Origin of the sequence: Spirulina subsalsa FACHB-351 (genome assembly GCF_026130165.1) — a bacterium.
Lineage (GTDB): Bacteria > Cyanobacteriota > Cyanobacteriia > Cyanobacteriales > Spirulinaceae > Spirulina_A > Spirulina_A subsalsa_A.
The window spans coordinates 1-9,527 of sequence record NZ_JAIHOM010000161.1 but is presented as its reverse complement, the minus strand read 5'-3'; the positions used below and the strand labels follow the sequence as shown (position 1 = coordinate 9,527).

Annotated in this window: 9 protein-coding genes, 1 tRNA gene and 1 pseudogene; 3 read left to right on the top strand and 8 right to left on the bottom strand. The window is 47.7% G+C overall.

Translation table 11 applies throughout. The features are described 5' to 3' along the window. Positions 1-110 (top strand): annotated as a pseudogene (locus tag K4A83_RS23690) (RNA-guided endonuclease TnpB family protein); the annotation flags it as partial. 116 nt (positions 111-226) lie between these two features. Here K4A83_RS23690 and K4A83_RS20740 read toward each other — a convergent pair. The 7 genes from K4A83_RS20740 to K4A83_RS20710 all read right to left on the bottom strand — a co-directional run bounded on the left by K4A83_RS20740 (position 227) and on the right by K4A83_RS20710 (position 5,011). Beyond that, positions 227-1,684 carry a family 10 glycosylhydrolase gene (locus tag K4A83_RS20740; protein WP_265266606.1) on the bottom strand — a complete coding sequence of 486 codons (1,458 nt, stop codon included), beginning with the start codon at positions 1,682-1,684 and terminating at the stop codon, positions 227-229. Positions 1,685-1,965: 281 nt separating this feature from the next. After that, a complete protein-coding gene (gene psb27 / locus K4A83_RS20735; protein ID WP_265266605.1) occupies positions 1,966-2,373 on the bottom strand; it encodes a photosystem II protein Psb27 in 408 nt (135 codons plus the stop codon). A gap of 127 nt (positions 2,374-2,500) precedes the next feature. Continuing rightward, on the bottom strand, positions 2,501-2,803 hold the full coding sequence (locus K4A83_RS20730; RefSeq protein WP_265266604.1) for a helix-turn-helix domain-containing protein: 303 nt from the start codon (positions 2,801-2,803) through the stop codon (positions 2,501-2,503). Between the two features lie 250 nt (positions 2,804-3,053). Continuing rightward, positions 3,054-3,136: transfer RNA gene (locus K4A83_RS20725), tRNA-Leu, on the bottom strand. Continuing rightward, positions 3,115-3,996 carry a M48 family metallopeptidase gene (locus tag K4A83_RS20720; protein WP_265266602.1) on the bottom strand — a complete coding sequence of 294 codons (882 nt, stop codon included), beginning with the start codon at positions 3,994-3,996 and terminating at the stop codon, positions 3,115-3,117. The genes K4A83_RS20725 and K4A83_RS20720 overlap by 22 nt, the downstream gene beginning before the upstream one ends. Positions 3,997-4,022: 26 nt before the next feature. After that, a complete protein-coding gene (locus K4A83_RS20715; RefSeq protein ID WP_265266601.1) occupies positions 4,023-4,442 on the bottom strand; it encodes a tetratricopeptide repeat protein in 420 nt (139 codons plus the stop codon). A gap of 212 nt (positions 4,443-4,654) precedes the next feature. Continuing rightward, positions 4,655-5,011 carry a HesB/IscA family protein gene (locus K4A83_RS20710; RefSeq protein WP_265266600.1) on the bottom strand — a complete coding sequence of 119 codons (357 nt, stop codon included), beginning with the start codon at positions 5,009-5,011 and terminating at the stop codon, positions 4,655-4,657. A 268-nt stretch (positions 5,012-5,279) separates the two neighbouring features. On the opposite strand from K4A83_RS20710, the gene K4A83_RS20705 reads away from it, so the two are divergent. Further along, positions 5,280-6,977 carry a DUF6930 domain-containing protein gene (locus K4A83_RS20705; protein ID WP_265266599.1) on the top strand — a complete coding sequence of 566 codons (1,698 nt, stop codon included), beginning with the start codon at positions 5,280-5,282 and terminating at the stop codon, positions 6,975-6,977. Positions 6,978-7,272: 295 nt separating this feature from the next. On the opposite strand, the gene K4A83_RS20700 is transcribed toward K4A83_RS20705, so the two are convergent. Further along, a complete protein-coding gene (locus tag K4A83_RS20700; RefSeq protein WP_017305009.1) occupies positions 7,273-7,425 on the bottom strand; it encodes a hypothetical protein in 153 nt (50 codons plus the stop codon). 544 nt (positions 7,426-7,969) lie between these two features. Here K4A83_RS20700 and K4A83_RS20695 point away from each other — a divergent pair. Next, the gene (locus K4A83_RS20695) at positions 7,970-9,313 is read left to right on the top strand and encodes a sensor histidine kinase (protein WP_265266597.1); all 1,344 of its coding nucleotides are present in this window, start codon (positions 7,970-7,972) and stop codon (positions 9,311-9,313) included. Positions 9,314-9,527 lie beyond the last annotated feature (214 nt).

The following is a 9,527-nucleotide window of genomic DNA, read 5'->3' as shown; positions in this document are numbered from 1 at the left end:
TGGGGCGCAGCCAAACTTTAAACGCTTCAGGAGAGATTCCCTCTTGGTTAGTTGGAGAAATCCTGCTGGCTAACGGAGACTCGTTGAATGAAGAATCCCCTCGCCTTTAGGCAGGGGCGAACGTCAACTGCAATATGAACAAGATGATGTGGTAGTCTTTGCAAAAATTGGGCTTTAGCTCCCAACCACCCCGCGCTCTCCCTCATGGGAGAGCATTGGGAAAAGATCACGGCCGACAAGCTTGGCGCTCGCGATCTCGTTGGGGTTCTTGCCAAGAGTAGGCGAAATGACTCACGGCGTTGATTTGGGGGAAGTAGCGGCGAATGTCCTGCATTTGCGCGTCGAGAGAGGGTCGGTTGCCATCGGGACGACCCCAAAACCCGGCTAAGGCGGGAACGACCCGGGTTTGACTAGGCGCTCGATTGACGACGCGCTGGACTTCTTCTAAGATGCAACGGGTATGACCACAAACGGAATAAACCATGGGATGCCATTCCATTTGAGTGGAAAAACGATCCCAAGGTTGCAAGCGGGAATCATAACCCTGTTGACCGACGGGTTGATTGGCTAGGGGGAAAAAGACCGCCCCGGCTGGAAGACCTTGACGCATGACGGGGGTGGCGGCAAAGTTGAGAAAATCGATCACCCCTTGGGCCGCATGGGCGACGGCTAAATCCCAGAGGGCGGTTTGTAGGTTGCTTTGGCTTAATCCTTGCCATTGGGGGCCGCTTTCGTTGGGGTAGAGACTGCGAACGGCTTGGAGATCGGAACCGTTAATGGAGCCGCGATTGAGGAAGCGTTCGATCAGTTCTCGACCTTGGTTATTGCCTGCTCGTTGGAGGAGGGCTTGACGGGAGGCGGGGCCGTAAATCCAGAGGTCTTGGACTTGTCCGGCTACGGAGTCTTGTCCACTGCCTCGGGGATAGCGGATATAGTCGAAGAGAACGCCGTCGGGGCGACGTTTGAGGACGGCCTGCACCAGTTGATAGTAGTCGGTTTGGGCTTGACGACTGTAGGGGTCAATGAAGAGTTGAGAACCGTCGTGGACTACGGCGAGGCTATTTTGACCTCTGCCATTGCGGGCGATCGCACCTTGACGATCGGAACGCACGCCGTAACCATAGCCAAAGTTCATGGTAAAGAGCCAAGCATAGACCTTTAAGCCTCGATCTCGACCTTTTTGGATGGCGGTGGCGAGGAGGTCGATGTTTTCCTGTCCGGGCGATCGCAACACAGGCAGCCAAGGGGTGGGATTATCATTGGCTGGCAGGAGAACTTGAGAGTTGTAAAACACCTCAATATAGACCTCGTTGTAGCCTTTCTCAACAATATGGTCTAAGACCCTATCTAAGGCTCCCGGAGAGGCATCACAGGGGTACAGACGCAACCAAATGGCTTGGGTTTGCGGCCAGTTCCGACTCCGACATTGGCGCAGCAGATCCCCGTGAGTTTTGATTAAATCTTGGTACTGGCGGGTGGCCTGTTGATCGCCCTGTACCATCCGTTCTCGCAGTGTGTCTTTTTCGGCGATCGCTTGGGGGCTAAATTGACAGTAAAGGTTCGTTTGGGCTAGGGCGGGATTAGACCACGGCAAGAGGCTGCTCAGGGTCGTGCCAATCAACAAACTGGACACCAGTTTACGCCAAAACTGGGGGCGAAGGGAAAGGGAAAAACTAGAGTTCATCAAGGTTCAATAATCTGGACAATGAGCATTAACAATCAGCGCATCCTATTGGTGACGTGAATAGGGTTTTTAGGTTGCCAATCCTCTCAAAACCCCACTATAGACTCCGTAGGGCGATTTCGGACAGGGAAGAAGAGAGGGCAACTCCCCCAGAACATTCCGTTATTTGATGCTCTCTCCTCTGGTCTGTTGACTGTTCAGGATAATCTGGACTGACCCAGAATATAGAATCCCCGACCTTAAGGCCGGGGATTGTCCAAGAACCTTGACAGTTTTGAAGATTAGAAACCCCGTTTGAGGGAAAACTGCACGTCTTTGAATTCCTTGTGGAGGCGTGTTCTGAGTTTATCGGTTAAGGGGCGACTACCATAGGAACTATAATAACCCGCTAAACTGTTGAGAGCCGTTTGCATGGTGGTGAAGGAGCGCAAACCGGAGACTTTGCTATTGCGGCGATACAGGGCTGCATAATCATTCATTTCCTGTCGGGCGAGGGCTTGTTCTGTGGGCAGATTGGGGTCATCATTAGGCAGATCAATTAAGCGGTCTAAGTGTTCAACCACGGTGATGGTATCTTGAGCATAATTTCCGGTTAAACCAGAGGTCGTGGTGGAGGAACAGCCCACTAAACCAATGACGGCGACGCAAAGCAACGCCAATAAACGGGATAAAAGGGGTTTCTTAAACATTAGATTGAACTCTATTTACAACAAATGGCTTGCACTTTATCGTACCTTGTTCCTTGCACATCGCCCTACTGATAACTGATAAATTATGGATGACCCGGAACCCGGGTGTGGGGAATCAATGGGTAGTTTACTCCGGGTTATCCTCAGAAGCTTGATCCATTGGGACTAACCTAAGTTCAACAGTGTAGCCGACACTGGCAGCAATGCCCGCAATGGTTTCGAGACGAGGAGACTGTTTCCCTGATTCAATGCGGGCAATGTGGGATTGTTTAATCCCTGCTTTTTCGGCTAACTCTCGTTGAGTCAAGGCTAAGGTTCTGCGCATTTCTAGAATGGCTTTTGCGACATCAAACCTCGGTTTGATTTTCTCATATTCCGCTTTCCCTTCTGGATCAGCAAGCAGTTCAGCCTTGAGTTTCTTTAAGCTCATAACCCAATTCTCTCCTGATTCGATAAATTCAAATGGGCAAGGAGAGACTCTAACCTTAGCCACAAGCTTTTAACTCCCAATCTCACCCTATTCTCACCCTTTTACGGTTCAGTGTTCAACGAATTAGTCTAAAGCTAACTCGTTTTTAACTAAAACCGCTCACTAAAACTTGTGAACCTAGAATGAAACAGTTGTGAGCGAGAGTTGAGTGAAGCCTAAAGCCCTTGGTTTTATTCAACTTCAACTCGTATGGGCAAGGAGAGACTCGAACTCTCATGACCAAAGGCCGCTACATTTTGAGTGTAGTGCGTCTACCAATTCCGCCACTTGCCCGTGACTTTCGACTTAGCTTCGCCATTATAACCTAATGTGGGTTTTTCTAGCAACCCCTGATAATTTTGTGAACTGGCCCAACGATCAATTTCCCGCGCTCGTAGGACGGGGACGGGATGGGTGAGTTGGGCGGTTTGGGCGGCTTTGAGCAGTTGGCCTAACTCACTTTCACTAATGGCATCGTAGGCTTTGGCTTGGGCAATAAAGGCATCTAGGTTGAGTTGGGGGGCGAGACTGGGAGAACCTCCGGCGAGTTTCATTAATACGGACATGACGACGCGAGGATTTTGGGTGGCGAGGAGGGCGGCGCGATCGCAACTAAATTCGGCACAACGTAACCAAGCCAGCATCCGTTCTTGTAAAGACTGGGCGACGACGGTTCCCCAAGTGGGTAGTAATCCCGACGCTAAGACCAATAAATTGGCCAAGGTTAAATACACCCCATGTTCACATTTAAGATGTCCTAATTCATGGGCAATCACCGCTTGAATTTCCTCGGGGGTGAGCATTTCAATCAGGGAGGTATGCAGCACAATAAAGGGCTGTTTCCCTCGCATGGCGAAGGTGTAGGCATTGGGAACCGGGTTTTGCTGGACATAAAGCTGTGGGGGTTCTACATCCAACACCCGACAAGCGTCTTGTAGGAGGTGATAGAGGTGGGGGAGTTGATTTTCTCCCACCAATACACTGGAGGCAATGTTATTGAGATACAGCACTTGTTCGGCCAAAGAACCCAGCAGATTACGCACTAGCAAATCCAAACCGGGCAACTGTTTCAGGGCTTGGGTTGCTTCTTGATCCAAGGGATGGCGGAATTGATCCGCTTTGAGTCCAATCAGGTGAGTTTTGCTTAAGGTCATGGGTCAATTAACCGGGGTTGAATCAATTACTCGAAAAGCCAAGCTTTAACGCGCTGAAGACTGGCCCAGTCGGGTTTACGGCTTAAACCGTCCTCGATGCTTTCGGCTAATTCTTGGCGCACTTCTGAACTTACGCCGATCATTTGTTGAATCACTTCAACATGAGGGCGCACCCCTTTCTGTCCGGCATCCAACATGGCCAGCACGAGGTTGACTCGGGCTTGGGGGGCGTTTTTATCGAGTTTAACGCCTTTTTGAGCCGCTTTGAGGGCTTGGTTGGGTTTGTTGGTGAGGAGATATAACCAAGCCAGACTAGACCAAGCGGCCGCGTTTTTTTTGGCGCGATCGCAAATTTCCTTAAACACTGGAATCAGACTTTCTGGACTTTCCCCAGATTTATAGCGTTCCAGTCCACTTTCATAGAGAGAAGCAACAGATTCAGACATGGTTTTTATTCCCTTTCCTGGTGAGAGTTCGGCCAAATTCAGCCTAATCTCCCATTTTACAGCTTAGAATCCACGCGGTTTTAACCCGTGGAGAAGTTAAGGGGTTTGCTTCTCATTTCCGGCGTGAATGACTCCATCGGGTGTGAGGGAAGGAGCAAGTGACCTCGACGAACTCCCCCACCCTTACGGGATGGGGAATTCCGGGGATTTTTTTAAACGCCGAAAGACTTGCCACAGCCACAAGTTTGAGACGCATTGGGGTTGGTAAATTGAAACCCGCCCCCGATCAGGGCGTTACTATAATCCAACATCAACCCATAGAGGTAAAGTAGGCTTTTGGGGTCGCAAATGATTTTAAACCCGTCATAGTCGTAAACTTCATCATCGGGGCGGATATTACTGGGGTCTTCAAAATCCATCATGTAGGACATTCCCGAACACCCCCCGTTGCGGACTCCCACCCGCAAGCACAAATCACTTCCTTGTTGTTCTCGCAACATCACCAGATGCTTAAGGGCAGTTTCACTCAGTTGAATGCCTTTGGTTTCCGGTTGAGTAGCTTGACTCATTGCTGGCTATACTCCTAATCATATTCGTAAATATGGGTTCAATGCCGGGTTGATCAAAATCATAACTCTGTGTCTAAGGATGGTTGTAGAATCCCCCCCATTACCCGAGGCAACAAGACTAGAATCTTGATCAAACCTATTAGACCCTTTGTTATCCTACAATTTATGTTAGCGAGTTCTTTCAGTCTTGGGGCAGAGTTCCCAGATTCAGACAACTGCTGACACGGGCAAGACCTAGGCCCAAACGCCCTACTAACTCCATGATCTTATGAGTAACTTCCCCCCCAATACCTTGCGTCGTCTGCAAAAGCTCCCTCAGATTCCAAGTGTTTGGGAGGGGGATCGTCGTACTTTGGCTGACATTGGCGAGCTTCAACAGTTATCCCTTGATGGGGGAGAAACCTCTACCACGAACGGAGATTGTATTTTGTGGGTAGATGGTTCTGAAGGAGTGGTGCGCAGTGTCGATCTGGTGTCTTCAGAGATGGGGGTTGAGGCGATCGCACGGTCTTTATTACGAGCCATGGAAAATCCCCAAGGTGGCAGTCAACCCGCTCGACCCCAAAAAATTGTGGTGCGCGATCGCGAAATTCAATTTTTCCTCCGGGGCGCCCTACAGGATCTCGACATCAACATCGACTATGTGCCGGATCTCCCCCTAATTGACGAATTATTCCGCAGTTTCGCCGCCATGAACAGCGCGAAACGCCCTCGTTTACCCGCCCCCTATCTTGAACTGCTATCCAACGTGGCCGAAGAGCTATGGGAACTCTGTCCTTGGGACTACTTACAAGATCATCAAATTATCACCGTCACCCTCAATCAATGGGACGTAGGAACTCTTTATCTTTCCATTATGGGGATGTTAGGCAAAGAATACGGCGTGCTAATGTATCGTTCCCTCGAATCCTTGCGGCGCTTTCGATCCGCCGTCATTAATAACCAAGTTTTGGAAGAGTTAGAAGAAGCCTTTCTCTCCCAAGACTGTTGGTATTTGAATTATGAAAGTGGCTATGATGAAGACCCCGATGAGGACGACGAAGACTTTGATTTAGGGATTTACGAATTTAGTGAAATTGAGCCTATCTTTGGCAGTGTTCACCCTTACGAAGGGATTCGTCCTTTTTTAGACGAAGAGGAAAGTTTAGCCGTTTATGTCACCCTACGCGCCCTCACTGAGTTTGTCGAAGACCATGAAGACGATTTGAATGTTTTTGCAGAAACAGATTGGTCAAAAATTACCGATAAAATACGCATTCCCCTGCCCCCATTTGCCCAGAAAGGCAAAGCGAAAAGTATTTTAGTGGAAGTGGCTACCCAGCCGGAGTTATCCCAAGAGTTTTTGACGTTAGAAGTGCCTGAAGATGAGGACGAAGAAGAAGAACCTGACCTGATCATTAACCATGACCTTGTGCCGAATGGTTCAATGATCAGTCTAGGCTTTTTGTCTTGGAGCTTACGGGAAGAAATTCAGCAACATCCGAAAAAATATACTCAAACGGTCGATTTTAAAATCCCTAAAAATTCCGATGGTTTGCCCATTATTTTGGTTCAAACCACCCGGTCTAATGCCCAAGCAATGATTAATCTGTTGAAAGGGCAAGACGGTTTAGATTCGATTCTGTTTAATCCCGGTGTGGACTCCTTGCATGATACAGAATATGAGTTGATCTTAGCCAAAACCGTTCAAGAGACATTGTATCTCATCAGGGACGTTGAATCCGAATCTATCGAGCATAAAAACGCCAAGAAAAAATGGCGGCAACGGCTTAAAAAAACCGGAGGAATCTGTGGTTTAGTTATTGCAATGGGGGTAACGGGAGCATCCCGAGGAACACCGGGCTTAACCCAGATTATGGGTTTGTTTGAAGCCGAAAGTAAAGAAGGAGAAGAAACGGGTTTAGGCTGTTTCCAATTAATTCCTCAATTTCCCCATGATTTTTCTGACTTTGACTGGGATGATTGAACTCCCCACGACCTGTTAAAATTGGCGAAAAAAGTGCAAGGTTTTGAGGGAAGTCATCAACAAGGCTGACATTTTCTCAGTCCTCTGTCGCAACGAGCAAAAGCGAACGGGAAAAGTGTAACACACTTTTCCCGAATATCCAGTGTTGCATCTTGCCAACAATTACCACCTGAAATTAAAATCGAATGAACCTGAACCTGAGCCTCTTGCTCTGAATAGATCAATCAACTCTGTGATCAATCAACTCTTGTCAGGAATGCCCTCCTCAATGGGTTCAACTAATTTCAGCCACTCACTAACGGTGAGAATGAGCAGATTTTGAGGGAAGATCACCAGAGAAAGGTTGAACTCCAATGGTGGGGTAAGAATCATCACTCGGTCCAAAAATCCGAGCAACAGCTTCAGAAAAATAAGTATTGAGTTGGTTTAAACGTTGGGAAAGTTTCATAATCTTGCCTCCTGCCTGAGTCTCGCTAACGAATCTTTGTTTTGCTATTGAGTGAAACAGGAATCTGTTCCTCTTGTCTTCATTATCAAGGCTTTCCTCAGAATTGACCAAACCTTTCCCTCATTTTGTAATCAATATTTGAAGATATTTGCAATCGTTCTTATTCCTCAACAAAACTTAGCAATTTGCTGAGTTAACGCTCCTAACACATTGTATTGAAAAATGATAAAATCGGGGAATTTTTGTGATAAAACTTGACGAAACGCTCAAAAAAAATCACAAACCATTAAGATCAAAAGAGTGTGATCTATTATAACAAATTATTGCGGAGGTTGGGAGTAAGTCCCTAGATTGTAGCTGAGGCAATATCTTTGGATTCGCTTTCGCTCAGTTCTATTGGCTGGTTTGCTTACATCTCCCGTTAACCCTATCGGGTCTAACGGGAGTCTTTCGCTCACATTTAAAGATAAAACCCCGATTTTCCAGCCTAGAAAGGGGGATTCCCCACCTCACCATCCCGCACCAGCAGCCTCCTGATTTCCAGATGTTTCAATCTACCCGTCGCCGTTTAGCCCTTTGGTATACTGCCGTTACCGCAATTTTGCTCCTGTTATTTGCCACGGGAATGTATATCTATGTCCGCAATACCCTAATTGAACGAATAGACGACACTTTAAAGCACGTTGTAGAAGTGGTGGAACGGTCTTTAGTGATTGAAACCTTTGCGGCCGGAGAGGGAGGGGACCGGGTAAATGTCGAGGCCAGTTTTCGCAACAATGCTGAGGTGATGGAGGATGATCACATTGACCTAGAGTGGTTTAGTCCTACGGGGGAACTCCTCTGGTCTACCTTTTCCACCGCTCCCCTGATTCCTTTACAGGTCAATCGTACAGGCAAAACGATTTATCTTTCTAATGACAATTTATTACGTCAAGTGACCCAACGAGTAGAACAAGGTCGCCAAGTGTTGGGATATTTGCGAGTCAGTCATCCTTGGTTTGAGGTGACAAAACCCACCCGGCAGTTAGTGATTGATTTAGTGATTTGGACCAGTTTCATGGTGGTTTGTGTGGGGGCGATTGGTTGGTTTCTGTCGGGATTGGCCATGAAACCGATTTTGGAGTCCTATCAAAGTCTGAAACAGTTTACGGCCGATGCGTCCCATGAGTTACGCAATCCCATTGCGACGATTCAAACTAATGTACAGATGGCCTTAACTTATTTGGATCAAGATCCCCAATCTCAACAGCGACAGTTACGAGTGGTGGAACGTTTAACGCAACGGTTGGGTCGTTTGGTCAATGATTTATTATTTTTAGCGCGTTCTGATAGTGGGATTGGTGTCACGAATGCTCAGACTTTACCGTTAGATGCGTTATTAATTGAGGTCATTGAGGAACAACGGGTTTTTGCGCAACAGCGCGATGTGTATTTATGTTTACGCATTGAAGAACCGGAAAGTGAGGGAGAGGATGCGTTTGCGGTGTTGGGGGAGTGGGATCAATTGGCGCGTTTGTTCACTAATTTGATTAGTAATGGGATTGAATACACGGCTTTAGAATGGACAGACAAGGAGGGAGAGGCTTTAGTTGAGGTGATATTAGGACGGGTAAAACGGGATCGTCGCCATTGGGGGTTACAGGTTCAAGTGCGGGATAATGGGGTGGGGATTCCCGAGGCCGCGTTACCCTATATTTTCGATCGTTTTTATCGGGTAGACTCGGCGAGATCCCGTCATACGTCGCCTTTGAGTGGTTCAGGATTGGGTTTAGCTATTGCTTGGGCGATCGCACAAAATCATCACGGCGACATCACCGTTGAAAGTGTGCTGCATCAAGGAACAACCTTTAGCGTTACGCTTCCGGTCTTAAACACCGTTAAACATTGACCATCTCCCGATTGTGGTACAAATTCCACTGGCTAGGATGCGATCGAGCAAGTTACGGATATCTGGACGGGATAATATGTGATAGGCTTTACCGATCATGTTTTCTTGAAAGCCCCGATACTTTAGGACGGGGATGAAAAGAAAAACAGTATGTAACCCGCGAAGCGTCAACACTTAATGAGCCTTGCCAGTTTTATTAAGTGTGTTAGAATGG

Bases quoted from the DNA above. Each gene is read 5' to 3' on its own strand.
- K4A83_RS20695 (WP_265266597.1), top strand. From the start codon at position 7,970: ATGTTTCAATCTACCCGTCGCCGTTTAGCCCTTTGGTATACTGCCGTT.
- K4A83_RS20710 (WP_265266600.1), bottom strand. From the start codon at position 5,011: ATGAGTCAAGCTACTCAACCGGAAACCAAAGGCATTCAACTGAGTGAA.
- K4A83_RS20705 (WP_265266599.1), top strand. From the start codon at position 5,280: ATGAGTAACTTCCCCCCCAATACCTTGCGTCGTCTGCAAAAGCTCCCT.
- psb27 (WP_265266605.1), bottom strand. From the start codon at position 2,373: ATGTTTAAGAAACCCCTTTTATCCCGTTTATTGGCGTTGCTTTGCGTC.
- K4A83_RS20715 (WP_265266601.1), bottom strand. From the start codon at position 4,442: ATGTCTGAATCTGTTGCTTCTCTCTATGAAAGTGGACTGGAACGCTAT.
- K4A83_RS20740 (WP_265266606.1), bottom strand. From the start codon at position 1,684: ATGAACTCTAGTTTTTCCCTTTCCCTTCGCCCCCAGTTTTGGCGTAAA.
- K4A83_RS20730 (WP_265266604.1), bottom strand. From the start codon at position 2,803: ATGAGCTTAAAGAAACTCAAGGCTGAACTGCTTGCTGATCCAGAAGGG.
- K4A83_RS20700 (WP_017305009.1), bottom strand. From the start codon at position 7,425: ATGAAACTTTCCCAACGTTTAAACCAACTCAATACTTATTTTTCTGAA.
- K4A83_RS20720 (WP_265266602.1), bottom strand. From the start codon at position 3,996: ATGACCTTAAGCAAAACTCACCTGATTGGACTCAAAGCGGATCAATTC.